Consider the following 25,999-nt stretch of genomic DNA (forward strand, 5'->3'; position numbering starts at 1 on the left):
GCTTTGAAGAAGAAGCTAACCATCATTGCAGTTGTGCTTATGCTCAGCGGCGCAGCCGTGCCGCCCTACGTGAACTTGGCGGAATCCGCGCCTGAAGCTGCAGCGGCGGTACAGTCTGAAGTGCAGAGCGGGCAGGATACCCGCACCCCGAAGGCGCCGGAGCTATCCGCAGACATGAAGGCGGTCCTGGACAATGAATATTTGACCCTATATCTGAATAAGGCCACAACGGAGATTGCCGTTAAGGATAAGAGCAGCGGAGCGCTCTGGTATTCCAACCCGCAGGACCGCGAGCAGGATGCTGTAGCCACCGGATATAACAAATCGAAGCTGAATGTGCAGGTCGGGCTGACCTACTATGATAACAAGGGCAATCTCATGAACTACGACAACTACACCCACAGTGTGCAGAGCAGCCAGTTCACCATCGAGCAATCCGGCGACAGCCTGAACATCGTGTACACGCTCGGGGAGGTCAAGAGCAACATCGACGGAATTCCCAAATATATCAGCGAAGAACGCTTCCGTACCCTGATTATCGGTCGCCTTGAGAACGACAGTGACAAGAGGGAGATTGAGAAGCGCTTCAGGTACGATGAGCCGAACAAGCGGTATGAGCGAAGAGATACATCCTTCAAGGGCGTGGGGCTTAAGAAAGTCACCTCCCTGTTCGAGCAGGTCGGCTATGATGAGGCGCAAACCGCCATCGATAAGGCGGCCTACGGTGAAGAGGATGACGGAGCCGCCCTCGTAACGCTTCCCCTGGAATACAGGCTGGACGGGAAGCAGCTAAGGGTAAGCATCCCGGGCGACAAGGTCCGGTATCCGGATACCATGCACATTCAGACGTTGTCGCTGCTGCCGTTTTTTGGGGCGAGCGGGACGAAGGATGAGGGCTACAGCCTGGTGCCGGACGGCTCGGGGTCACTGATCCATTTCAATAATAACAAGCTCTATGCCTCGCCTTACCGGACTGCGATGTACGGGCCGGATGCTGCGCTGACCCAGCTTGGACAGGTGCAGAAGGAGGAGACCGCACGGCTGCCTGTATTCGGCATGAAGGTTCAGGACCGCGGTTTCCTGGCGGTGATCGAGAGCGGGGATGCGGTTGCGGCAGTGGAGGCGGATGTCAGCGGCCGACTGAATCAGTATAACAATGTCTTCTCCAGCTATACGCTGGGCAGTCTGGAGGAAGTGACGCTGACCAACGGCTGGCGCTCCAGTACGGTGAAGCAATTTCAAGCGGGTACCTTCTCCGGAGATATCACTGTAGCGTACAGCTTCCTGGATAAGGAAGAAGCCAGCTATTCAGGCATGGCCGCGTATTACCGGGAGTACCTGACCGAACATACCGGGATGACAAGGCTGGACGGGACAGAGGGCGTGCCCTTCTATCTGGAATTGATCGGCGGCATTCCGAAGAAGAAGTTCTTCCTGGGCATTCCCTACAGCGCTTATGAGCCGCTTACCTCGTTCAAGGAGGCCAAGATCATCCTGGAGCAGATGCAGGAGAAGGGGATCGGGGACATTCAACTGCGGTATACCGGATGGTTCAACGGCGGCATCAATCATGATTATCCGAAGAGCGTATCTGTGGACAGCAAGCTTGGCGGGGCAAAAGGCCTTCAGGCCCTACAGTCCTACACGCAGGACAAGGGAATTACGCTATATCCCGATGCTTCGTTCCTGCAGAGCTTCCCGGAAGCCAAGGGCCTCGGCAAGTCACAGGCCTCCCGGCTGATTACGGGTAAGCTGGCGCATACCTATCCCTATGATATCTCTAACCTCAAGCAGGATGTGAAGCAGCCCTCCGGCTATGTCGTCAGTCCCCGGGTGCTGCCGGATATGGTGGACGGCTTCCTTAAGGACTATACAGAGCTTGGAGTGAGCGGCTTGTCCCTGCGGGATTTCGGCAGCGGGCTGAATTCCGATTTCAAAGCGGAGGATCTGGTAGACCGCCAGCGGGCCGAGGGGATTATTAAGGAGCAGCTGGAGCGCATGAACAGCTCGGTGCCCCGTCTGATGATTGAAGGCGGCAATGCGTACGCGGCTCCCTTCGCCCGTCATATTGTGGCTGCGCCCATGCAGAGCAGCGGGTTCAATATTACGGATGAGAGTATTCCCTTCTTCCAGATGGTGTATCACGGCTATCTGCAATATACCGGAACCGCCTGGAATATGGCTGAAGATCAGGATGCGGCATTCAGTCTGCTGAAGGCGCTGGAGACCGGGAGCGCACCGCACTATACATGGTTCTATGCCGATCCCTCCAAGATCAAGATGACGGGCTTTGGCAGCCTCTACTCGGCGGATTACCGCAGCTGGATGGACCAGGCAGCGAAGCAGTATCAGGAATTGAGCCGTGTACTGAAGCGTGTCCAGTCCCAGACGATCAGCGAGCATAAGAAGCTTGCGGAAGGTGTCTATCAGACGGCTTATGAAGCGGGCACCACAATCATAGTGAATTATAACCAAACGCCGGTTAGTGTGGGCGGAGTGACCATAGACGGACGGAATTACCGGGTAGGAGGTGAACGGCAGCCATGAGACTTAAGAAGCTGTCCCTGGAGCAAAAAAACAGATATTACGGCCTGTACTTCATCCTTCCCTGGTTCGCGGGCTTCTGCTTCCTGTTCCTGACGCCGCTGCTGTCTTCCCTGCGGTTCAGCCTCAGTAATCTGCAGGTCAATGACGAGGGCTTCACGCTGAAGTATATCGGACTCGCGAACTTCCGGGAGGCGCTGTTCTCCCATGAATCCTATGTCCGGACATTAACGGAATCCGTAATGAACATCCTGCTGAACACTCCGCTTATTCTGATTTTCAGCCTGTTTTTCGCGGTGCTGCTCAATCAGAAGTTCCATGGCAGAGTGCTGGCCCGGGCCATCTTTTTCCTGCCGGTCATTCTGGCCTCGGGCATTATTGCCAGCATTGAGAACGGGGATCTGATGCAGTCCGTGGTGCGCAGCGCCAGTGATTCCACGGGCGGAGGCCTGTCTGTAATCAAGAATCTGGAGCTGACCACGCTGCTGATCGAATCCGGTCTGAGCCCTACTGTGGTACAGTATCTGACCGGAGCGGTCAGCCGGATCTATGAAATTGTCAGCCAATCGGGCGTGCAGATTCTGATCTTCCTGGCGGGGCTGCAATCGATCTCCCCTTCGCTGTATGAGGCGGCGAAGATTGAAGGCTCCACAGGCTACGAGGCCTTCTGGAAAATTACGTTTCCCATGATCAGCCCGCTGATCCTGACCAATCTGGTCTATACCATCATCGACAGCTTCATCAGCGACAAGACCAGCCGCATGGTGGTGGATACAGCGTTCAAGAGCTTCAATTTCGGGCTGAGCGCTGCGATGTCCTGGATGTATTTTGCCATCATTGCGCTGCTGCTGTGGATAACGACGGCGCTGATCTCACGGAAAGTCTTTTATCAAGACTAGCGGTTTGGAAGGAGGAGCATTCATGAAGACAGAGACCGCAGCAATGCCGCACCGTCCGGTGAAAGAGCGGCTGCACCGGCTGGCTTCGGCCGCCTATTGGGTGGAATTTTCGAAAAAATGGTTATGGGTGACCGCCCGTTTCGTACTGGTCTTCGGTATATCGTTCGTCATCCTGTACCCGATCCTGCTGAAGCTGTCGATTGCGTTCAAGAGCATGGACGATTTGTATGATTCCACCGTGATCTGGATCCCGCAGGCCTTCACCCTGGAGAACTTCAGGCTGGTCTTCACAGCGATGAACTATCCGGCAGTACTGCGGAACACCCTGCTGTTATCTTCGGCGGTCATGGTGCTTCAGACCCTTATCTGTGTGCTGGCCGGTTACGGTTTTGCCCGGATTAAGTTCAAGGGGAGCGGGCTGCTCTTCGCGGCAGTGATCTTCACGATTCTGGTCCCGTCCCAGACGATCATGATTCCGCTGTACCTGCATTTCAAGAACTTTGACCTGCTTGGCCTGATTGAGCTGTTCACGGGGAAGCCGGCCAATCTGATCAATACGTATTGGCCGTTTATTATTTCCTCGATGCTCGGGATGGGCGTCAAGACAGGGCTGTATGTCTATATTTTCCGCCAGTTCTTCAAGGGCATTCCAAGGGAGATTGAGGAAGCGGCCTATGTGGACGGAGCTGGCTATTTTGCCACCTTCGCCCGGGTCATTCTGCCCAATGCCGTTCCGTCTATGGTGACGGTGATGCTGTTCTCCTTCGTGTGGCAGTGGAATGACTCCTTCTTCACCAATATGTATCTGAACGAGCCGAAGGTCATGTCATCGATGATGTCATCGGCCGGCTATGGCATTGCTACCTATATGACAGGCGGCGGACAGGCGGCGAATTCGCTCGTTCAGGACCCGTTCTTCATGTCCATGATGATGAATACCAGTGTGCTGATGGCGATTCTGCCGCTGATTATCCTCTATGTATTCGTGCAGCGTCATTTCGTAGAGAGTGTGGAACGGTCCGGTCTGGTCGGTTAGGAGGAGAACATGAACATGAAGCGGCTGGCGGTTACAGCGGTTACCGGCGTTATTCTAATATGTATGATTGTCATTCTGTTCAGTAATAGGAAGAAGGAGGAAATCCCTGTGCAGCACCAGAAACCGCCGGATGCGGCAGTGACGATAGACGGCAAGCTCCGCTATCAGACTATCGACAACTTCGGCGCATCCGACGCCTGGTCCATGAACCCTCTGGGGAAGGAGTGGACCGAAGAGAATAAGAACAAGGTGGCAGATTTGCTGTTCTCGCGTACCGGGGGAATCGGGCTGTCAGCCTGGCGCTTCAATATAGGCGCAGGCTCGGCAGAGACCGATCAGGCGATCATTCCAGATCCGTGGCGAAGAACGGAAGCCTTCAAATTAACGGAGAAGGATCCGTACGACTGGAGCAGGCAGGCAGGCCAGCAGTGGTTCCTGCGGGCGGCTAAGGAGCGCGGAGTCGAAACGCTGATTGCCTTCGTCAACAGCCCGCCGGTCTGGATGACCAGGAACGGTCATGCCCAGCCTGATCCTGAGGTAGGGTCGAGTAATTTGAAGGAAGGCGCTGAGGCTGCCTTCGCCTCCTTCCTGATTGATGTGCTGGAGCACTTCAAACAGGAGGGTCTGGAATTCGATTATATCAGTCCCGTTAACGAGCCGACCTGGGACTGGAATTATGCGCAGCAGGAAGCCAGCCGTTACAACAATGACGACTTGAAGCGGGTGATTCTGGAGCTGCATGGCCAGCTCCGCGCAAGCGGGCTGGAAGCGCAGATCAGTGCCCCTGACGGGGTGGAGATTATCTCTCTGCTTGATGATGAGCATTACCAGGAGTTCGCAGGAAGCGGCGTCTATTCCAGCGGGGCAGGCAGCCTGGGTCTGGGGAAATACCGGGAATACATTAAGGATCTGCTGGGTGATCCTGTGCTGAAGGAAGCGGTCGGCAACAAGATCGCCTCGCATTCCTACTGGTCCGATTACAGCCATTCCGGCGATGACCGGCTGGTGAAGCTAAGACAGCTGCTGGAGCGCAATCTGAAGCAATATGATCCGCAGGCCAAATATTGGGTCACCGAATACTGCATTATGGGCGATTATGGCCCGGGACGGGATCTGGGAATGGAGCCGGCGCTACAGGTGGCGCGCACCATTCACTTCGATCTGACCGAGGCGAATGCTGCTGCATGGCAGTGGTGGACGGCAGTATCCAAGGTGGATTACAAGGACGGCTTGCTGTACACCGATTACACTCAGCCTGGGGACGGGCAGAACATTCTGACCTCGAAGATTCTATGGTCGCTCGGCAATTACAGCAGGTTCATCCGCCCCGGAGCGGTGCGGATTGGACTCTCCGGTCTGAGCCAGGAAGCCGGGAGCGAGCTGCTCGGCTCTGCTTATGTGCACGAGGAGGAGCAGAGCCTGACGGCGGTGCTGGTCAATGACAGCCTGGAGGAGAAGCGGGTGCAGCTTACCTTGAGCGGACTGGGACTGAAGGCATCAGCCTTGCGCTCCTATATAACCAATGCGGAGCTGGATCTGGCCCGCGGCGCAGATGTGACCGCCGATGCAGCCGCTGATGGGACAGCAGATGGGGAGCAGGTATTCCAGGCCGTTATTCCGGCCAAGTCGGTGGTGACCCTGGTGGCAGGCAGGCCGGAGTTAGAGGAGGAGGCTGGCCAGCCGGGTGAGGTTACAGGAACTCAGGTTACCGGGACTCAGGCTGCACAGGGCATTCCGGCGGCGGTGGAATATGCGGGCTATCTGTTCAGCTATTTCACCGGCGAAGGGACCGAAGATGGCGAGCAGGTATACTTCGCCCTCAGTAAAGGCAATGACCCGCTGCATTGGAAGGAGCTGAACGGAGGGAAGCCTGTGCTGACCTCCCCCTTGGGCGACAAGGGAGTCAGAGACCCCTTCATCATCCGCTCGCCTGAAGGGGACCGGTTCTATCTGATCGCCACCGATCTGAAGATCAACGGCAATTGGGATTGGGGCGCAGCCCAGACACGGGGCAGCAGGTCGATCATCGTGTGGGAATCGGATAATCTCGTGGACTGGTCAGAGCCTTGGGAAGCCAAGGTCTCGCCGGAGGAGGCAGGGAATACCTGGGCACCTGAGGTGATCTATGATCAGGAGAGCGGGAAATATATCGTATTCTGGGCCTCGCGGATGTACGCCGATTCCAGTCATACCGGGGACGCCTATCAGAACATCATGTACAGCACAACGCAAGATTTCCGCACGTTCACAGAACCGCAGGTCTATATGGACTATGGGCATTCGGTCATTGATACAACTATGGCGGCGTATAACGGCAAGATCTACAGATTCACCAAGGATGAACGCGAGCAGAGCCCGGAATCTCCGTTTGGCAAAAGGGTATTCCAGGAGTCCCTGGACTCCATATTTGCACCTGAGGCGAAGCTGCTTAGCGGGAGTGTCGGCGGACTGAAAGGAATTGAAGGGCCGACCCTGTTCCAGTCCAACACGGAGAAGAAGTGGTATCTGTTTGTGGATGAATTCGGAGGTAGAGGGTACATCCCGCTGGAGACGGAGGATCTGAATTCCGGCAAGTGGACGGTATCCGCTGATTATGAGCTTCCGTCCAGCCCCCGCCATGGTACGGTCATTCCGGTCACCCGGCAAGAGTATGACGCACTGCACGCCAAGTTCATGCAATGAATCAAAAAACAGGTTCACCCTTGCCGTTAAGGCAGAGGTGAACCTGTTTGCTTAGAGCATCATGCTGAAAGCTGATGCTTATTTCGCGCTTTCGTAACGCTTGCCGACTTCTTCCCAGTTCACTACGTTCCAGAACGCCTTGATGTAGTCAGGACGTTTGTTCTGGTAGTTCAGGTAGTAAGCATGCTCCCATACATCGAGACCGAGGATTGGAGTTGCGCCTTCACTGATCGGGTTATCCTGGTTAGGAGTGCTGGTTACAGCAAGCTTGCCGTCCTTCACAACGAGCCAAGCCCAGCCGCTGCCGAAGCGTGTAGTAGCCGCAGTAGCGAAGTCTTCCTTGAATTTATCGAAGCCGCCCAGCTCGCTGTCAATGGCAGCAGCCAGTGCGCCCGCTGGTGCGCCGCCGCCGTTCGGTCCAATCACTTCCCAGAACAGGGTGTGGTTGGCATGTCCGCCGCCGTTGTTGCGGACCGCTGTGCGGATCGCTTCCGGTACAGCGTTAAGATCGGTCAGAAGCTCATCGATGCTTTTGTTTTGCAGTTCGGGTGCCTTTTCCAGTGCGGCGTTCAGGTTCGTCACATAAGTGTTATGGTGCCTGTCATGATGAATCTCCATCGTCAGTGCGTCGATGTGTGGTTCAAGTGCGTTGTTCGGGTACGGTAGTGCCGGTAATTGAAAAGCCATGGAAAAATCCCTCCTGATTATATGTTGGTTTTTGGTATATATCCGTTGAGATACTACTATTAAAACGTATCTGGAACAATAATGCAACACTAAATAAACATTATTGTTTAAAAAGTATTTTTTCGTCCTCAGCTCACCGAAAGTGTTAAGCCTATGTTAAACTGATAAGACTCGTAAGCGGGACGTTTGGACTACTGCAATCTCCTAATACATGTTAAATATGAAACTATATTCAATGTAAACGCTTCATATCAAGCGCTTTCAAAAGAAAAATGGTGATAACGCGAGAAAAGTGTGCTTTAATAGAGACAAAAGCAGGTATTCCTCGGTTTTTGATGCTTTTTCCACTTTATACTGTTATGGAAACCCCTTCTTTTTGTAAAATCATAAGCCATAGAAAAGGGAGACTTGAAAGTATGCACGTTCGTTCCTTTCAATTAAGCGATGTTACTCCAGTGACTGAATTGCTGCAGACTGCATTATCGGAAGAATGTTTCGAGAGCACGATCGAGCCTTTCTCCAGGCAATTGTCATGGGACTCTGATCTCATTGTAGTTGCTGAGGATGAAGGAGAAATCATCGGTGCGCTGATTGGTACGATTGAGAAGAATCACGGCTGTTATTTCCGCATTGCCGTCCATCCGGATTACCGCCGCAGAGGAGTCGGCAAGAGTCTTGTCACGGCTATGGAGAACAGATTTCAGGCGCGGAAGGTCAGCGGTATCTATGTTGCCGTGGATGAACACAATTCTTTTGCAATGCCGCTCTATGAGGCCATGGGTTATGACGAGAACCAAATCTTCAAATCCGTGCGCAAGCTGAGCATTGTCGGGTAACTGTTGCTGAACCGGTGCTGTAAGCGGAAACAAATGTCAGAGTAGAGAACTGTTGCAGGGCGGATACTTCAAGCCAATGGGTATTCCTGCATAGTCTGTTTCATTATACTAAAGCATATCTTCCCTATGTCCATTGCAAATGGGCGGGAGATATGCTTTTCTATTGTTAAGGAACGGATAACCCAATCGAAGCAAGTAGGTGGCCTATGAACCGGGAGCTTGAAGAAGAGATCATGCGGAGCCGCAGGCAAAGATACCGGTCGGCTACGCATAGCAAGTCCAGACAGCAGTCCAGAAGAACGTGGATCAAGGATATGCGCGAGTGGATCATTACGGCGGGTATTGTGTTCGCGGTGATGTCGCTGCTTAATATTTATGTGTTCAATGTGTCTACTGTAATTGGCCAATCTATGCAGCCTACCCTGTATCAGGGAGAGAAGCTGATTATTAATAAAATCGCCCTCAGCTTCGGGAATCCGGGCCGCGGGGAGGTTGTCGTCCTGCATGATCCCAGTACGGGACCAAGCCGCAAGGAATATCTGGTGAAGCGGGTGATCGGCATTCCCGGCGATATCATTGAAGTGCGGGACCAGCAGCTCTATCTCAACGGCAAGCTGCTGAAGGAGCCTTATATCGATACGTCTATAGAAGATCCCGATTTCAGCAGCCTGACAGTAGAGGCAGGGACCTACTTCGTCATGGGGGACAACCGGCATGCCGGAGCCAGCAAGGACAGCCGTTATTTCGGCGCTGTCGCAGGGGAGAGTATCGTGGGTAAGGTGTCCCTGATCTGGTGGCCTGTCTCTAAGATGAAGGTCCTGTAGAGCTATCTTATTCAATCTATAAAGGAGAGGCGGATATGCAGCTCAACATCCAGAAAGGTTACGCTCCGCCTCCTTCCAGGTGGGAGGAACTCAAGGCAGAGATTAAGGCGGCTCTACCTGCGCTCGGTATCGATGATATCGGGTTCACCACTGCGGAGCCGTTTTTATATTTGAAGAACATTCTCCAGGAGCACCGGGATAACGGCTATGAATCCGGGTTCGAGGAGCCGGATCTGGACAAGCGGACGGTCCCGGCCCTAGAGTCCGGAGAGCAGCCGCTCTCCATCATTGCCATTGCGGTGGCCTATCCCTCCAAAATGGAGGACCCGCCCAAATCCGAGCCGGGGGCGCGCAGGGGCATTCTGGCCCGGGCCTCCTGGGGACAGGATTACCATCATGTCCTCCGGGAAGCGCTGGCGAAGCTGGAGAGCTTCATCCGTGAGCGCGTCCCGGATGCCGTGCTTGAGAGTATGGTAGATACGGGAGCGCTTGTAGACCGGGCTGTAGCAGAGCGGGCGGGCATAGGCTTCAGCGCCAAGAACTGTGCCATTATCTCACCCAAGTGGGGATCATGGATCTATCTGGGGGAGATGGTGACGAATCTCCCGCTTCCCCCGGACCAGCCTGTAGAGGAGGGCTGCGGCGACTGCACCAAATGCATCGATGCCTGCCCTACCGGCGCGCTGGTCGGCCCGGGACAGCTTAATGCCCAGGCGTGTATCTCCTTCCTGACCCAGACGAAGGGCTTCCTGAGCGATCACTATATGACCAAGATCGGCAACCGGCTGTACGGCTGCGACACCTGCCAGATTGTCTGTCCGCATAACCGGGGCAAGAACTGGAACCACCGCCCGCAGCTTCTGCCCGATCCTGAGGTGGTCAAGCCGCTGCTGATGCCGATTCTGGACCTCAGCAACCGGGAGTTCAAGGAGAAGTTCGGCAGCAGCTCGGCGGCTTGGCGCGGCAAGAAGCCGATCCAGCGCAACGCGGTCATTGCGCTGGGCAATTTCAAGGAGGCTTCGGCTGTGCCGAAGCTGACGGAGCTTCTGCTGAAGGAGCCCCGGCCGGAAATGCGCGGAACCTCGGCCTGGGCGCTCAGCCGCATCGGCGGCGAAGAAGCGCTTGCGGCTGTGGAGCAGGCGCTGGAGAGCGAAGAGGACATGACGGTGCGCGGCATGCTGGAGCAGGCCGTAGGCAAGCTGCGCGAGCAGGGGGCGGCAGACGGGAAATGAACCGGCTGCCAGCGGGATTTGCCAATTGCTGTCCAGTTGTTGAAATGCTATGATAGATTCGCGTGCCTTAACAGGGTTATCGCCAGACAATAGAGTACAAAGGTGGATTACAGATGAATATTGCATTGCCTATTATTGCGCTTGTTGTAGGTCTGATCGGCGGATTCTTCATCGGCGTGTATTATCTGCGCAGACAGATGACAACGATGCAGAATGATCCTGAGATGCTGCAGAAGGTTGCCAAGCAAATGGGGTATAACCTGAACGGGAAGCAGATGCAGCGTGCCCAGCAGATGATGAAGAACGGTAATCCTCCGGGGCGTCCCGCTGCGGGCAAAGGACATTCCCGCAAGAAGTAATAATGATGATCGTATAATAGATAAGAGTCAGCTGCAGGTGTGGAAGGGGGGAGTTTTCATGGGGGGCATCAAGGAGTACAAGAACGGGAAGGTTACTTCAAACCGTGAGCAGATTGAGTATCATGTAGAGAAGATTCTGGAATTAATCGGTGAGGATACCAGCCGCGAAGGCCTGCTCGAAACACCGGCCAGAGTGACCCGGATGTATGAAGAGATCTTCGGCGGTTATTCCGTTGATCCGCGCGAAGCGCTGGGCGTCACCTTCGACGAGTCTCATGAAGAACTGGTCATTGTGAAGGATATTGTCTACTATAGCCAATGCGAGCATCACATGGCTCCATTCTTCGGCAAGGTGCATATCGGCTATGTTCCAAGCGGCCGTATTGCCGGACTCAGCAAGCTGGCCCGGCTCGTAGAAGCGGTCAGCCGCCGGTTGCAGGTGCAGGAGCGCATCACGGCCCAGATCGCCGACATCATGACTGAGGTGCTGAATCCGCACGGAGTCATGGTTGTAGTCGAAGGGGAGCATCTGTGCATGTGTGCCCGGGGTGTGAAGAAGCCGGGAAGCAAGACGGTGACAATGGCCACCCGCGGCTCCTTCCGTGAGGACGCTGCGGTAAGGGCTGAGTTCCTGGCCCTGATCAAAGAATAGGAACGGATAAGCCCGCCTGCCACCTCGACAGTGGCGGCGGGCTTTTTTTGCGCGAAGCTGTGTGGCCCAAATGTATGCGGATAATAGCATACATTGTCTCTCAAGCAGGCACACGGCCTAAATGTGTGTGAAAAACAGCATACATTGTGCTCGCAAGCAGGCACACGAACCAAATATATGTGAAAAACAGCATACATTGTCTCGAATGCAGGCACATGGCCTAAATGTGTGTGAAAAACAGCATACATTGTGCTCGCGCGAAGGTAATCTTATCCATCCGTTAGGATGATTTTGTTCCGCGAAGGTGCGTGACCCAAGCTTCTAATAAATTTAGAGAAATCCTGCAAGAAGTGCAACAATGCTACTCCATACAAGCAGCCGGTGAGAGTGAACAACCTCAGAATTGGCCAGAGATACGCAGAACGCCGCCGTGAGAGGGAGGAATCAGCCTTAGAAGGGCTGCCAGACCAGCTTGCGGGCGGCGCCGTAACGCTCGGCGGCATAAGGCCAGTTCACGACCTTCCACCAGTTCTGGATATAGTCGGCGCGGTTGTTCTGATGCTTGAGGTAATAAGCATGCTCCCAAACATCCAGCACGAGCAGCGGAACGACATCCCACTGGGACAGGTTCTGATGCTTCTCGGCTGTCAGAATCTCCAGTCTGCGGCTGCGCGGACTCCAGACCAGAATAGCCCATCCGCCGCCCTCAACTTTATTAGCGGCCTCAGTGAACTGAGCCTTGAAGGCATCATAACTTCCGAAGCTGCGTTCTATGGCATCCAGCAGCGCACCGGAGGGGCGGCCTCCGCCCTGCGGGGACATGACGTTCCAGAAGATGGTATGCAGATAATGGCCGGCCCCGTTGAAGGCAAGCTCCCGCTCCCAGTGCTTAACCAGATCATAATCGCCACTCAGACGCGCTTCCGCCAGCTTGTTCTCCGCCTTGTTCAGTCCGTCTACATAGCTCTGGTGATGCTTGTCGTGATGAATAATCATCGTCTTCTCATCAATATACGGCTCCAGTGCATTGTAGGCATAAGGCAGAGGGGGGAGCGTATGCCCGCCGACAGGAACCGCTCCTGCCTCGCGGGACTCCCATAACGGGACGGCGAAGCTTCCCGTTCCCTGGAAGCTCTCTGCGCCTGTAGCCGGAGCTGGTGAAGGAGCGGGCTCCCTCTGCCCCGGCGGATTCATCCGCAGCATCCCTGAACCGTAATCGGCAGGGGTCAGAGCGGTCAGTACAGCAAGGAAATATTCAGACTCCCGGATGAAGTGCAGCAGCGTGGTTCCCGCCAGGGGGAAGGCATTGACGGCAGCACTGGCCTCCTTCATGGCCTTCAGGTGCCTGATGAATTCGGCTGACTGGTCGCAGGCGGTATGCAGCAGCATCCCTGCTTCGGCCGGACCTCCAGGGCCGCCTGTGTCCGGTGCCTGCGGAGCGGCAAGCAGATGCTGCGCCGCCTGTTCTGTAGCCAGGAAGACAATGGCCCAATCCTGCAGCAGCTTCACATACGGCTCCTCCAGGCGTGGGATGATCTGGATCAGAACCTCGGCATGCTCCTTCTCCTGGTTTTTCCAGAAGGCGATTTCTCCTAGAATCTGTACTGGCGGCGGTGCAACGAATACATATGGCATGACATGCAGTCCTCCCGTCCTAAAGTTGGTGGCGGTCCATTATATGCCGGAGAGGGGCAGCTTATGAGACTGGCCTGTGCGGGACCATGCCGCAGACTGGAGAGCTTTGCTGCATCGCACATAAATAAACAGGCATGCACAGCATGTATCTCAGGATACATCTGCACATGCCTTAGGGTAAGGATGCGGTGCTTATTTGCTTGCGGTGGGGTTGCCCTGGCTCCCGCTGATCTGGGCCATCTGCACATTCCCCAGAAAAGCGGATACCCGCCGCAGATACTCACGCGGGTGCTCGCGGAACAGCAGCTCATGGTGGCTGTCCTCCACGATCCATGAATCCGAATACGGATTGCTCTGGTTCGCCGCCAGCTCCTCGGCAATCGGATAAGGCGCCTTATCGTCCTTGGTGCCGTGCATGAACAGCACCGGGAACGGATAATCCTCCGACTTGACCTTGGAATAAGGAATCTGGTTCAGTCCGGTGCCGTTCAGCACCGGGAAGAGCATCTCCATAATCTCCAGCGAAGGCTGGCGGGGAAGATTAATGTTCTGCTTGATATTGTGGTACAAGGTGTCCGGCTCCAGCAGGAAGGTGCTGTCCAGAATCATCGCATCCACATCCTTGGTTACTAGACCTGCCTGCAATGCCGTGCCTGCGCCCATCGAGAAGCCCCAGACCACAATCTGTTCGGCTCCCTTTTCCTTGGCGAAGGCAATGGCTCCGAGCAGCTGCTGGGATTCCTTTTTGCCGCCGGTTGCGATATCCCTGTCGGTCTTGGAGGCGAAGCCGTAGTCGAACATAATGACATTGAATCTCAGGCTGTGCGCATAATGGGCCAGGTCATACATGGGCACCCAGCTCTCTTCGCGGTTCGCGCCGTAGCCATGGCTGAAGACAATGGTCTTGGTGGCCCCTTTGGATGGAATATACCATCCTTCCATAGTCCGGCTGCCGTCCTTGGCGGGGAAGGTAATATCCTCATATGCGAGCCCCTTGGCCTGATACGGATTGGAGTAGAGGGGAGCTACCGTAGGATTCGAGAGCACCCAGGCGATATAAGCATGCAGGGCGATGAAGCAGAATACAAAGAAGAAGAACACGGATAACAGCAGAGCCACAATAATGTGCTTGACGCGTATCATCCGCAGTGGGATTAAGGGTGACGAAGCGGAATTATCCTCGTTAGGCATGCGGGAGACCGGCGCGCCGTGATGACTTGTTGCCAGATTCATAAGGTCCCCTCCTAAAAGTTGTGATAGCATGGACATCTTTGTTCAGAGCATGAATAGTTCATATATTTAATCGTAAATTTATGCCCTTTCAAAGTCAATGGAATTAGGACTTTTGTAATGTAACTGTAAACTGCGGACGGCTGATGATGGGTACGGAATCTGCTGGACTTTATTTAGGCTTTTGCACTAAGATAGGGATATCTTAATAATTATGTAACCGGGTTTCAATAGGTGAAACATGTGAAGGGGAGATCGGGGTGGAAGACCGGAAGCTGACTGTACGCGCCGTAGAGCGTGCGCTGGATATATTGCTGTGCTTCACGCAGGATAATGATGATTACGACCTTAGTCTGACGGAGATCTCAGCGAAGATCGGCCTGCATAAAAGCACAGTGCACCGCCTGCTGACCACGCTGGAGGAGAAGGGCTTCCTGCAGCGGGATGAGGGGACGGACAAATACCGCCTGGGTATCCGTATCTGGGAGCTGTCCACACATCTCCCGACACTGAACGAACCGGCGGTGCTTCTGCTGCCTGCCATGGAGCGGCTGCGCGACCGCCTGGGAGAGACTGTCAGCCTGTATCTGCGCGACAATCTGGAGCGTGTGCGCATTCAGGCTGTGCAGAGCCGGCAGGCTATCCGCAGGGTGGCCCAGATCGGCGCCAGGCTGCCGCTCTCGGTAGGCGCATCAAGCAAGGTGCTGGCTGCCTACGCACCGCCTGAGGTGCAGGTAAGGCTGCTGGCCGACCCCGCATGGCCGGACAGCGTAGACCGCAGCCAGTACCTTGAGCAGCTGAAGGAGATTACCCGCTGCGGATATGCGACCAGCTTTGAGGAACGCGAGCCGGGGGCGGCAGCCGTGGCCGTGCCCATAGCCGGACGGGCCGGGGGCGTGGTGGCGGCGCTCTCGATGTCCGGCCCGGTCAGCCGCCTGTCGCGGGAGACCCTGGAGGAATATGCTGTTATCCTGGCCGAGGCCGCCGCTGAAATGGGCCTGATGATGGGCTGAGCCGGGGAAGTTGGCCAGCGGAGCGGTTCAGGAATAATTTAGGAAATTAAGGCTATTTATCGTTCGTCATTCGTTGTATATCTAGTTAAAATGAACTATAATTAACTTCATTTAAATGAATAAATCATAGGAATTCAGAGCATGAGGTGATGGGATGAAAGCAGTTATACCCGATTCACTGATGGGAGAAATTCAAGAGCTCCAGGATACGTTCGGCTCTGTTACGGGTCAGGCGATTGTGCTTACGGATCAGGCCGGGAATGTAGTTACGCGCCCCACGCTGTCCGGAATATTCTATCAGAAGATGTTTAAATCTTTACAGGGAATGGAGCGGCCCTTCGAGCCTGCGTTGCTCAGATTAGGCCCCTTATCTTATCCTGCCGTACTGGAGGAGTGGGTTCCCGGACTGAAGTATGCGGTCAGCCCGCTGGTCCCTGACTATGGGCAGACATACTATTTATGGTCCGGCTTATATATGGAGGAAGGCACCCGAGCGCTTGTATTGCAGGCATTCGAGGCGAAGATGCGGAATCACCCTGACTATGAGATGCTGAAGGATGTACTTGCAGCCATGCCTGAGCTTAGCCGGGAAGGCATTGGCAGCATCAGGGGCAAAATGAGCGTGCTCGGGAATGTGCTCTCCAAATTACTGGCGGGCTGCGCGCTGAAGCCGCTGGAACAAAGAAAGGGCCTCGTGATTTCCCAGCTGTTATCCAATCTGGAGAATGAGTTCCTGAAGATAGAGGTTGTGCTGCAGCAAATGGCCGGTACGTTCTCTGACGCAGAGCTGTATGCCTTCGCCCAAGAGGAGGAGGCCGGCCGGTTCACAGTGAAATATTCTGCCGGCAAAGAAGCGGGACTCCTCATGAACGCCGGGTTCCAGCAGGGAGACGGCTTCCTGGGGCAGGCGGTTCTCGGCATGGAGCCCCGGCACTGGCAGAGCGTGGCCCAGGACCCGAGAACAATGTTCTTCACCCAGCGCGGAATGACGCAGCCGGAATATTTGTCATGCTATCCGGTGAGGATTCACAGCGGGAAGAGAGCACTATTGCTTGCTGTAGGCTTTGGAGCGAGCCGCCCTATTCAGGACAACGCTCATTATGAGCAGAATGTTGCTGCGCTCCTGGGCTTATCCGGGAGAGGAGAGCGTCTGGTGCAGCGCGAAGCGCTGCGCAGGGAGGCTACCCAGCGCCTGAAGGAGGCTGCCAGGCTGCTGCCGCAGGCCGTATCCACCCAGGAGCTGGGCACCGGGCTGCTGGATATGATTATGGGCATGCCATTCTTCCCGTCCTCGGTGCTCGTATTCTTCGAGGAGCAGCCGGTGGACATGCACTACGCCAAGGGATGGAGGCCGGAGGAGATAGCGCCATATATCCAGGACCTCCAGTCCCGGTACTCCTCGCAGGCCTTTATCTCTTCTGCGATCATCAACGGGGAGGCAGAGGGACAGGTCTTGCTCGAATGTCCGCTGCTTGCCGGGAAGGAATTCAAAGGCATTCTGTCTGTGGGCTTCAGACGCCGCAGTGAAGCCGAGGAGTGGCTGTCCTTAACCGGATGCCTTGCCAGCCTGGCGAGTACTTCCATCCGTCTGATTGAGAAGGAAGCCAGACATATGAAGCAGGCAGGGGTGTTCACGGAGCAGACGCTTCATTATCTCCGGCTCAGTAATTCCGAGCTGCACCGCCTGTCGGCAGAGGCTTCTGCCATGGCGTATGAGCTTGCCCGTTATACAGGGCTGACGGAGCGGGAGACAGAGCTGATGAGAACAGCGGCTCTGCTGGCCCCGTTCAGGCTTGACTTCCTGCAAGGGTACGGGTTCTTCCCGGAAGAGATTTCTTTGCTGAAGCAGGTGGACCAATTCGCTTCGTTCTACTTCGAGATCAATAAGCCTTCGGTCTCGCTGTCTGCCCAGCTGCTGGCGCTGGTGCTTCATCATGTCGGCAATGGCGCGGATAAGGTGCTGCTGGCGGATACGGATCTGGAGTGGCTGGACCCTTCCCGCTTCCGTCTGGATGATTATGTGGTCGCAGAACTGTACAATGAGCCGCGCAGCACTTTTCAATCCTTCTTGCGCAGCCGCTCGGAAGCCCTGCCCGAGAGAAAGATGGTTTCGGCAGTGAAGCTGCTCAGCAGTTCGGCGCTGAAGACGCCCAAGGAGGAATGGGGAATCTCGCCGCGCGAGGAGGAGGTGCTGGAGCTGATTATTCTGGGCAAGACGAATAAGGAGATTGCCGGCGCCTTGTTTATCAGCGAGCATACCGTCAAGAATCACCTAAGCCGCATCTTTCATAAAATGGACGTTACGGACCGTTCCCAAATCATTGCCCTGGTCTACAAAAGAATATTCGACTCCGAGCGTATCGAGATTTCCTGATGCCCGGAGCAAAGCAATCTCCTTTCCTGCGAAAGGGGATTTTTTGTATACAGGAGAGTTGTCAGCCTGCGAACTCTGTGTTATATTACAGATGATAATGATTATCAATATCACAACATCATATACATAGGGGGATTATTTTGCGATATTCTAAACCAAGTCTTGTCCTGCTCGTCTTCACTCTCGCCATGGCTGTCCTGCTGGCTGGCTGCGGTTCATCGGGTAACTCCGGCTCTGGCTCCGGAGCGGCAGCGAATGCGCCTGCACCTACAGCTTCTGCAGCACCCGCTGCTGCTCCGACTAACGGCGAACCTTCCGCTGAAGCGGAGATGGTCACCTTCCAGGATAGCGCCGGTGAGGTTCAGGTGCCGAAGAACCCGCAGAGGATCGTGGATACTACAGCCTTTTACACAGGATATCTCCTGGCGCTGGGCGTGAAGCCGGTAGGGGTCATGGAAGGAGCCAAGGCCAGTCCGTATCTTGCAGACCTGCTTGAAGGGGCAGAGGCGCTTGGAGACGATGTCACCCCAGAGAACATCCTGTCCCTGGACCCTGACCTGATTATCGTGTATTCCGGCACGGAAGGCATCGACAAGCTGAAGGAAATTGCGCCTGTGGTGCAGATTCAATATGGTGCCAAGAATTATAAGGACCAGATGCTCGACTACGGCAAGCTGGTGAACAAGACGGATGAAGCCAAGGCGTGGATCGCACAGTGGGAGACCCGGATTGCTAAGCTGAAGCCGCAGGTGCAGGCTGCTGTAGGCAATAAGACGGTGTCCATCCTCAATCCGTATGCCAAGGGGCTGTATGTCTTTGGGCATAACTACGGCCGGGGCGGTGAGATTCTGTATGGTGAGTTCGGCTTGAAGGCTCCTGCTGAAGCGCAGAAGGAGGCCATCGACAGCGGGACAGGCTGGGCTTCCATCTCCCTGGAGAAGCTGCCGGACTTTGCGGGAGATATTATCTTCACCTGCCCTTGGTCCGGGGATACTACAGATCCGAAGATTGTCTATGATAATCCGCTGTGGAAGGGCCTTCCGGCGGTAAAAGCAGGGAATGTATTCCAGCTCAATCCTGCTGCCGATACGTACAATGATCCGATCTCCCTGGAGAAACAGCTGGATGTCATTACGACCAGCTTGCTGTCAGTCAAATAAGGCCTATTTAGATAAAATAAAAAGCTGCGCCGGTATCAGACTGAAATCTGATACCGGCGCAGCTTGTATAATGATCTATCCTTATGAAGCCGAATTATTCTACCGGCTGAGCCGCTTCCGAAGCTGTAGCATCTGCCAGCATCTGGCGGAGTACCGTCTGCAGAATGCCGCCATTGCGGTAGTAATCGATGTCTACGGTACTATCGAGACGGGCAATGACCGGGAAGTCGAACTGGGTGCCGTCTTCGCGGGTAGCAGTGACCGTCAGCTCCTGTCCGGGCAGGACATGGTTGTCAAGACCGGTAATGTCGAAGGTCTCGCGTCCGGTCAGCCCCATGCTGCTCCAGCCATGGCCTTCCTGGAACTGGAGCGGCAGTACACCCATGCCGACGAGATTGCTGCGGTGAATCCGCTCGAAGCTCTCGGCGATGACGGCTTTGACTCCGAGCAGGAGTGTTCCCTTGGCGGCCCAGTCGCGGGAGCTGCCTGTGCCGTATTCCTTACCGGCGATGACGATCAGGTTCTGTCCGGCCGACTGGTACAGCATGGAGGCGTCATAGATCGACATCACCTCGTCGCTTGGCAGGAAGGTGGTTACGCCGCCTTCCGTACCAGGAGCTACTGCGTTGCGGATACGGATGTTGGCGAAGGTACCGCGCATCATCACCTCATGATTCCCGCGGCGCGAGCCGTAGGAGTTGAAGTCGGCGCGTTCCACGCCATGTCCCCGCAGATATTCTCCGGCTGGACCGGATGCGGTGATATTCCCGGCCGGTGAGATATGGTCGGTAGTGACGGAATCGCCAAGCAGCGCAAGTACACGCGAGCTTCTGATATCCTTAATGTCAGAGACACCGTCTGCCAGATGCTCGAAGAATGGCGGATTCTGAATGTAGGTGGAGTTGCTGTCCCATTCATACAGCTCGCCTTCCGGTACCGGAATGTTATTCCAGCGTTCATTGGCCGTGAATACATTCTCATATTTGCTGCGGAACATTTCAGGACTGAGCGAGCGCAGGGTGGCTTCGCGGATCTCGGCTGTAGTCGGCCAGATATCGGCCAGGAAGACAGGCTCACCCTGCGGGTCGTAGCCAAGCGGCTCGGTCTTCAGGTCAATATTCACCGTGCCGGCCAGGGCATAAGCGACAACCAGCGGCGGTGAAGCCAGGTAGTTGGCTTTGACCTGGGCATGGACACGGCCCTCGAAGTTACGGTTCCCGGAGATTACGGCGGCAACCGTCATATCGTGTTCCGTAATGGCTTCGCTGACTTCATCCGGCAGCGGGCCGGAGTTGCCGATACAGGTGGCACAGCCGTAGCCCGCCAGGTAGAAGCCGAGAGCTTCCAGCGGCTTAAGCAGATCCGCCTTCTGCAGATATTCCGTAACGACCAGCGATCCGGGAGTCAGACTGCTTTTGACATATCCGGGCTTGGTCAGACCGCGTTCCACAGCCTTCTTGGCCAGCAGTCCCGCACCTAGCATTACGCTCGGGTTAGAGGTATTCGTACAGCTCGTGATGGCTGCAATGACTACCGCTCCTGTAGTGAGCTTGCTGCTGCTGCCGTTCTTGTGCTGAATCTCCACTTGTTCGGCAATCTTCTCGTCGCTGAGGCCATAGCCGCCCTTATCGACAGGTGTACGGATAATGCCTTCGAAATTCTCCTTCATATGGGTAAGCTCTACCCGGTCCTGCGGACGCTTCGGTCCGGCCAGGCTGGGAACCACAGAAGCCAGATCCAGCTCAATGATATCGCTGAACGTAGGGTCCGGTGTCTCCGCGGTGCGGAACATGCCCTGCGCCTTGTAATAATCCCCCACCAGCTCTACCAGCTCATCCGGGCGTCCGGTGCTGCGCAGATAGGCCAGTGTCTCATCATCCACCGGGAAGAAGCCGATGGTTGCGCCGTATTCAGGAGCCATGTTGGCCACCGTTGCACGGTCTGCCAGACTGATGTTCGCCAGACCCGGGCCGTAGAATTCGACGAATTTGCCGACTACGCCTTTTTTGCGCAGCATCTGGGTCACGGTAAGGGCCAAATCGGTAGCAGTGGCGCCTTCCATCAGGCTGCCGGTCAGCTTGAAGCCGACGACATCCGGGGTAACGAAATACAGCGGCTGTCCGAGCATTCCTGCCTCAGCCTCGATTCCGCCGACGCCCCAGCCCACTACGCCAAGGCCGTTAATCATTGTTGTATGGGAATCCGTACCGACCAGGGAATCCGGGAAGACTACAGTCTCTCCATCGATGGTCTTGGTGGCAGCAACAGAGGCCAGATACTCCAGGTTCACCTGATGCACAATTCCGGTTGCCGGAGGAACCGCACGGAAATTATTGAAGGCGGTCTGTGCCCAGCGCAGGAAGCGGTAGCGCTCCTCATTACGCTCGAATTCAATGTTCATATTATATTCCAGGGCATCGGCCGTTCCGAACGCATCAACCATAACCGAATGGTCAATAACAAGGTCAACCGGTACCAGCGGATTTATCTTCTTAGGGTCGCCGCCCGCCTTCTTGACGGTGTCGCGCATAGCCGCGAGATCGACAACTACAGGCACGCCGGTGAAGTCCTGCAGGACAATCCGGGCAGGAATGAACGGGATTTCCTTATTGCGGTCAATGCCGCCGGACCAGTTGGCCAGCTGCTTGACATGTTCTTCGGTAATCGCCCGTCCGTCATACTGGCGGACAGCGGCTTCGAGTAATACCTTAATGGAGAATGGCAGGGAGGAAATGTCGCCTGCACCTTGCTCTTCCAGAGCATTCAAATGATAGTAGCGATAAGTTTTGCCGCCTGATTTCAGGTTCTTGGCCAATGAAAAATGGTCCTTGCTTGGCATATATGCGCCTCCTCGTTTCATCTGGTGAAACTACATTTCATAATTCCTATACTGTTAGTATAACGTTTACAATGGGGGGAGTAAAGTTTTTTTTGCTCTGCAATGTAAGGTATATTCAGGGCCGGAAGGGTACAGGACCAGTCCTGTCCGCTCCGAAATGCGGGCATCCGGCAGCTCCGCCTATTTAAATAGTAGGATCATCCTTAATCTTTCCGGTGATGGATGAAACAGCCTTGCTCCCGCGCTCCCCCGGACTTAAATCGCTTCCGCTTCCGTATAGGTGCAAGCAATCCTTCATATACATAGGACAGCAGCCATTACGGCGGTAATCCTTGAAGGATATTCATAGGTTAAATCATATACATTCTTATCTTTGAATGAAAGGGCGGAGTATGAATGGAGCAGCAATGGAAGAAAAGTCTCTATGTCTATGTGGACCTGCTGAACAAGGGGCGGGTTGCACCCGGCACCGCACCGCGCCATACCACGATCAGGGATCCGCGGTTCCAGGATGAACAGCGCACGCGTTCCCGCCGGATCGCCCAGTGGTACAGCCGCCGGGGCATTACTCCGCTGCGCGGGGAGACGGGAGTGCGGACCATCCGTACCGTGCGGGAGAATCCTGCCGAGGTAGTGGCTGATGTGGCGCTGCACAGCGCCTTCTATTATGAGAAGGGCGGCATGACGCACCGCGAGGATGTGGTGGAGTCGGAGCGGCTGACCTTTGAACGTGAAAAAGGCGGCTGGGAGATCGTGAACGTGGAGCGCCGTGTGCCGGAGCGCAGCGGGGTGCGCAAGGTGGTGGAGAAAGATCCGGCCCTGCGGCTCTCGGTGTGGGGGGAGGCTCTGCCCGATCCGCGCCCGTCCCAGCCGCTGCTGAACCGCCGTGTCCTGCGCAGCGCAGGCCGTGCGAAGGAGGTGCTCTACCGCCGGGAGGAGGCCGCAGCCTATGCCGACCGCTGGTGGAAGGAAGGGAATCCGGAGTTCGAGATTTTCGAGGTGGACTGCACCAATTATGTCTCCCAATGTCTCTTTGCAGGGGGAGCGCCTATCAACTATACTGGTAAAAGAGAAACGGGCTGGTGGTACAAGGGCTATAATGGAGCCCAGGAATGGTGGAGTTACAGCTGGGCGGTCTCCGACAGCCTGCAGCGTCACCTGAGCGGAAGCCGCGACAGCGGTCTGCGCGCGGAGATTGTCGAGCGGCCGGAGCAGCTTGAGCTGGGTGACATTATTCAGTATGACTGGGATGGCAACGGACATTTCCAGCATAGCACTATCGTTACCGCTTTTGATGCGGGAGGCATGCCGCTGGTGAATGCACGGACGGTCAGCAGCCGTCACCGCTACTGGGATTACAAGGATTCCTACGCCTGGACGGACCGGACGGCTTATCGTTTTTTTCATATTAATGACTATTTATAGATCAGAAAGAGGTTAGGGCATGGGGAACGCTAAAACTACCGTAGGACTGGTGTACGGCGGCAAATCCGGGGAGCATGAGGTATCGCTGCAGACGGCTTATGCGGTTATGAACGCTTTTGACTACGATAAATATGAGATTATTCCGTTCTATATCTCCAAGCAGGGGGTATGGAAGGTAGGTTCGGTGCTGGACGCTCCCTTCGCAGCGATCGAGCAGCTTAAGCTATCCGGGGCTGCCGGAGATATGGGCATGGCCCTGAATGCCTTGTTCAGCGGACTTGGCGGAGGCGAGCAGGTAATAGACGTTATGTTCCCGCTGCTGCATGGCACGAACGGCGAGGACGGCACCATTCAGGGTCTGTTCGAGATGGCGAATATCCCGTACATTGGTGCAGGCGTACTGGCTTCATCGGCGGGTATGGATAAGGTTGTCATGAAGAAGCTGTTCGGTGAGGCGGGGCTGGAGCAATGTGAATATTGCTATTTCAATGCGGCGAACTGGAGACAGCGCAAGCACGAGCTGATTGTAGGTCTGGAGGATAAGCTGGGATATCCGGTATTCGTCAAGCCTGCCAATCTGGGCTCCAGCGTAGGAATCTCCAAGGCGAGCGACAAGGACAGTCTGATCAAGGCTGTGGATTATGCCTTCCGTTATGACACGAAGGTAATTATTGAGGAGTTCGTGGATGCGCGTGAGGTGGAGGTGGCGGTTCTCGGCAATGAGGAGCCAGAGGCTTCGGTTCCGGGTGAAATCGTCTCTTCCGGTGAATATTATGATTATGCGGCCAAGTACACCGACGGCAAATCACAGATGCTGATCCCGGCACCTGTCGATCCTGAGGTAGCGGACCGCCTGCGCGAGTCGGCCATACTGGCCTTCAAGGCTATTGAGGGCAGCGGAATTACCCGGGCGGACTTCTTCCTGCGGAAGTCTGACGGCAAGATTCTGATTAATGAAGTGAACACTATGCCTGGCTTCACCCCGTTCAGCATGTATCCTCTGCTGTGGCGTGAGACCGGTGTATCCTATAGAGTGCTGCTGGACCGTATGATCGGGCTGGCGCTGGAGCGTTACCGGTTCAAACAGGGCCTGAAGTACGATAATGAATAATATAAGGTGAGCGGCGGGAGCATTCCGGCCGGGAAGGAGAGAGAAGCATGGGGTTTCAATCAGAATTCAATTCGGTGTGCAAGTTCAAGAATGAGCAGGAGCTGTACGAACTGCTGGAGTACGGACGTACCAAGATGGTGAAGCAGGGCTTCCGTGTCTATCCGACCGGCCAGAAGGTCATCGCCTATGATACGCAGAATGTTGCGGTGGCTATTGTCAAAATCTCGGCGTCGATTGCAGAAATTAATTTTCAGGGCAATGAGGTTACGGCGGTGGAAATGGACCTGGTGCGTAAGCTGAATGAGGAAGAATCGCGCGTACAGACGGCTCTTGCCTATGAGATGTTCTTCGGGGACGAGGGATGACATGATTGTCCGCTTCGGCTATGTCGCCATGTCTACCGTGATCCCGGACTGCTCCCCCTCCAAGACGATGACTATGGCAAGCTTCAGCAAGCTGGGAGACCGGGAAGCCGGACTGCGCAAGCTGGAATCCATCGCCCGGACGAATCTGCATAATACGCTCCGTCTGCTGAAGCATAATGTCGGCTCGGATATCAAGGTCTACAGGCTTACCTCCAAGCTGGTTCCGCTGGCCACCCATCCGGATCTGGCGGACTGGAATCCGCTCGCCGCCCTTGCGGAGGAATTCGCAGAGGTGGGCAGCTATGTGAAGAAGCACGGGCTGCGCGTCAGCTTCCACCCGGATCACTTCACGGTGCTGAGTACGCCGCGGCCGGAGGTGCTGGCCAGCTCTGTCCGCGATCTGCAGCACCATGCGGCTATGTTTGAAGCGATGGGTCTGCCGGCGACGGCCAAGAGCAACATCCATATCGGCGGCGCATACGGGGACAAGCCTCTGTCTGCGGAGCGCTTCTGTGAACAATGCTCCGCGCTGCCGCTTGCGCTTAGAGAACGGATGACGCTGGAGAACGACGACAAGACGTTCAACGCGGTGGAGACGCTGGAGGTCTGCCGGAGAATGGAGCTGCCGATGGTGCTGGATATCCATCATCAATGGGTCAACAACGAAGGCGAGCTTCCCTGGGAGCTGTGGCCGGAGATCTTGAAGACATGGACAAGCCCTCTGGCGCTGAAGGATGTGCCGCCCGGCGGTGAGCTGCCGCCGAAGATTCATGTGTCCAGCCCGCGCAGCCCGTCTGATCCGCGCAGCCATGCCGATGGCGTGGAGCCGGCACCGCTGGTCGCCTTTCTGAAGCGGATTGCTGCGGATACTCCGGCAGTGGACGTCATGATTGAGGCGAAGCTCAAGGATGGCGCCCTGTTTGGTCTAATGGAGGAGATGAAGGGACTGGCTGAGGGCGGGAATGGAATTATGGTACTAAACGGAGCCAGCGTGAATATAGAACCATAACTGGCAAAAAACTTGACAGTTAGGCCTTATAGCGGTGCCAGCCGTGACTTGATAAGTCAGCTGAAATGAGGTACGTTGAAAGAAAGT

General features: G+C 55.4%; 18 protein-coding genes and 2 pseudogenes. 16 read left to right on the forward strand and 4 right to left on the reverse strand.

Features of this window, described 5'->3' with window-relative positions:
* Positions 1 to 3 precede the first annotated feature (3 nt).
* From MHH28_RS25690 to MHH28_RS25705, 4 genes are read left to right on the forward strand one after another with little or no spacing between them, the layout of a single operon-like run.
* Positions 4 to 2,547 carry a DUF5696 domain-containing protein gene (locus MHH28_RS25690; protein ID WP_405106768.1) on the forward strand — a complete coding sequence of 848 codons (2,544 nt, stop codon included), beginning with the start codon at positions 4 to 6 and terminating at the stop codon, positions 2,545 to 2,547.
* A complete protein-coding gene (locus MHH28_RS25695; protein WP_405106770.1) occupies positions 2,544 to 3,443 on the forward strand; it encodes a carbohydrate ABC transporter permease in 900 nt (299 codons plus the stop codon). The genes MHH28_RS25690 and MHH28_RS25695 overlap by 4 nt, the downstream gene beginning before the upstream one ends.
* Before the next feature lie 22 nt (positions 3,444 to 3,465).
* Positions 3,466 to 4,479 carry a carbohydrate ABC transporter permease gene (locus tag MHH28_RS25700; protein WP_405106772.1) on the forward strand — a complete coding sequence of 338 codons (1,014 nt, stop codon included), beginning with the start codon at positions 3,466 to 3,468 and terminating at the stop codon, positions 4,477 to 4,479.
* A 9-nt stretch (positions 4,480 to 4,488) separates the two neighbouring features.
* Positions 4,489 to 7,161: a glycoside hydrolase gene (locus MHH28_RS25705; RefSeq protein WP_405106774.1), complete on the forward strand. Its 2,673-nt coding sequence runs from the start codon at positions 4,489 to 4,491 to the stop codon at positions 7,159 to 7,161.
* A 78-nt stretch (positions 7,162 to 7,239) separates the two neighbouring features.
* Here MHH28_RS25705 and MHH28_RS25710 read toward each other — a convergent pair whose 3' ends face one another.
* Entirely contained in the window at positions 7,240 to 7,848 is a 609-nt protein-coding gene (locus tag MHH28_RS25710; RefSeq protein WP_340757296.1) for a superoxide dismutase, read from the reverse strand.
* Between the two features lie 416 nt (positions 7,849 to 8,264).
* Between MHH28_RS25710 and MHH28_RS25715 the strand changes: the two genes are divergently transcribed.
* From MHH28_RS25715 to folE, 5 genes and pseudogenes are all read left to right on the forward strand, one after another.
* Positions 8,265 to 8,684 (forward strand): GNAT family N-acetyltransferase, encoded by a 420-nt coding sequence (locus MHH28_RS25715; RefSeq protein ID WP_405106776.1) that lies wholly within the window; start codon positions 8,265 to 8,267, stop codon positions 8,682 to 8,684.
* 206 nt (positions 8,685 to 8,890) lie between these two features.
* Positions 8,891 to 9,508: a signal peptidase I gene (gene lepB / locus MHH28_RS25720; protein WP_405106778.1), complete on the forward strand. Its 618-nt coding sequence runs from the start codon at positions 8,891 to 8,893 to the stop codon at positions 9,506 to 9,508.
* Positions 9,509 to 9,543: 35 nt separating this feature from the next.
* Positions 9,544 to 10,731: pseudogene (queG, locus tag MHH28_RS25725) on the forward strand (tRNA epoxyqueuosine(34) reductase QueG); the annotation flags it as partial.
* 122 nt (positions 10,732 to 10,853) lie between these two features.
* Positions 10,854 to 11,099: a YneF family protein gene (locus tag MHH28_RS25730; RefSeq protein WP_405106780.1), complete on the forward strand. Its 246-nt coding sequence runs from the start codon at positions 10,854 to 10,856 to the stop codon at positions 11,097 to 11,099.
* A 58-nt stretch (positions 11,100 to 11,157) separates the two neighbouring features.
* Positions 11,158 to 11,751 carry a GTP cyclohydrolase I FolE gene (folE, locus tag MHH28_RS25735; RefSeq protein WP_405106782.1) on the forward strand — a complete coding sequence of 198 codons (594 nt, stop codon included), beginning with the start codon at positions 11,158 to 11,160 and terminating at the stop codon, positions 11,749 to 11,751.
* A 450-nt stretch (positions 11,752 to 12,201) separates the two neighbouring features.
* Here folE and MHH28_RS25740 read toward each other — a convergent pair whose 3' ends face one another.
* Together MHH28_RS25740 and MHH28_RS25745 are read right to left on the reverse strand one after the other, a co-directional pair.
* On the reverse strand, positions 12,202 to 13,386 hold the full coding sequence (locus tag MHH28_RS25740; protein ID WP_405106784.1) for a Fe-Mn family superoxide dismutase: 1,185 nt from the start codon (positions 13,384 to 13,386) through the stop codon (positions 12,202 to 12,204).
* A 192-nt stretch (positions 13,387 to 13,578) separates the two neighbouring features.
* The gene (locus MHH28_RS25745; protein ID WP_405117254.1) at positions 13,579 to 14,577 is read right to left on the reverse strand and encodes an alpha/beta hydrolase; all 999 of its coding nucleotides are present in this window, start codon (positions 14,575 to 14,577) and stop codon (positions 13,579 to 13,581) included.
* Between the two features lie 299 nt (positions 14,578 to 14,876).
* Between MHH28_RS25745 and MHH28_RS25750 the strand changes: the two genes are divergently transcribed.
* From MHH28_RS25750 to MHH28_RS25760, 3 genes and pseudogenes are all read left to right on the forward strand, one after another.
* Entirely contained in the window at positions 14,877 to 15,629 is a 753-nt protein-coding gene (locus MHH28_RS25750) for an IclR family transcriptional regulator (protein WP_036723784.1), read from the forward strand.
* A gap of 2,170 nt (positions 15,630 to 17,799) precedes the next feature.
* Positions 17,800 to 18,003: pseudogene (locus tag MHH28_RS25755) on the forward strand (response regulator transcription factor); the annotation flags it as partial.
* A gap of 140 nt (positions 18,004 to 18,143) precedes the next feature.
* Positions 18,144 to 19,163, forward strand: coding sequence for an ABC transporter substrate-binding protein (locus MHH28_RS25760; protein WP_405106787.1), 1,020 nt, complete (start codon positions 18,144 to 18,146; stop codon positions 19,161 to 19,163).
* Positions 19,164 to 19,257: 94 nt separating this feature from the next.
* Here MHH28_RS25760 and acnA read toward each other — a convergent pair whose 3' ends face one another.
* On the reverse strand, positions 19,258 to 22,002 hold the full coding sequence (gene acnA, locus MHH28_RS25765) for an aconitate hydratase AcnA (RefSeq protein ID WP_405106789.1): 2,745 nt from the start codon (positions 22,000 to 22,002) through the stop codon (positions 19,258 to 19,260).
* Positions 22,003 to 22,398: 396 nt separating this feature from the next.
* On the opposite strand from acnA, the gene MHH28_RS25770 reads away from it, so the two are divergent.
* Genes MHH28_RS25770 through uvsE form a run of 4 tightly spaced genes read left to right on the forward strand, consistent with a single transcriptional unit; the run spans position 22,399 to position 25,912 of the window.
* Positions 22,399 to 23,427, forward strand: coding sequence for an amidase domain-containing protein (locus tag MHH28_RS25770; RefSeq protein ID WP_405106791.1), 1,029 nt, complete (start codon positions 22,399 to 22,401; stop codon positions 23,425 to 23,427).
* Positions 23,428 to 23,446: 19 nt separating this feature from the next.
* Positions 23,447 to 24,538 (forward strand): D-alanine--D-alanine ligase, encoded by a 1,092-nt coding sequence (locus tag MHH28_RS25775; protein WP_405106793.1) that lies wholly within the window; start codon positions 23,447 to 23,449, stop codon positions 24,536 to 24,538.
* Between the two features lie 47 nt (positions 24,539 to 24,585).
* Complete coding sequence (locus tag MHH28_RS25780; protein WP_405106795.1) at positions 24,586 to 24,903, forward strand: hypothetical protein; 318 nt, start codon at positions 24,586 to 24,588, stop codon at positions 24,901 to 24,903.
* 1 nt (position 24,904) lies between these two features.
* Positions 24,905 to 25,912, forward strand: coding sequence for a UV DNA damage repair endonuclease UvsE (gene uvsE / locus MHH28_RS25785; protein ID WP_405117255.1), 1,008 nt, complete (start codon positions 24,905 to 24,907; stop codon positions 25,910 to 25,912).
* Positions 25,913 to 25,999 lie beyond the last annotated feature (87 nt).

This window comes from Paenibacillus sp. FSL K6-1217, assembly GCF_045040735.1.
Classification (GTDB): domain Bacteria; phylum Bacillota; class Bacilli; order Paenibacillales; family Paenibacillaceae; genus Paenibacillus_AQ.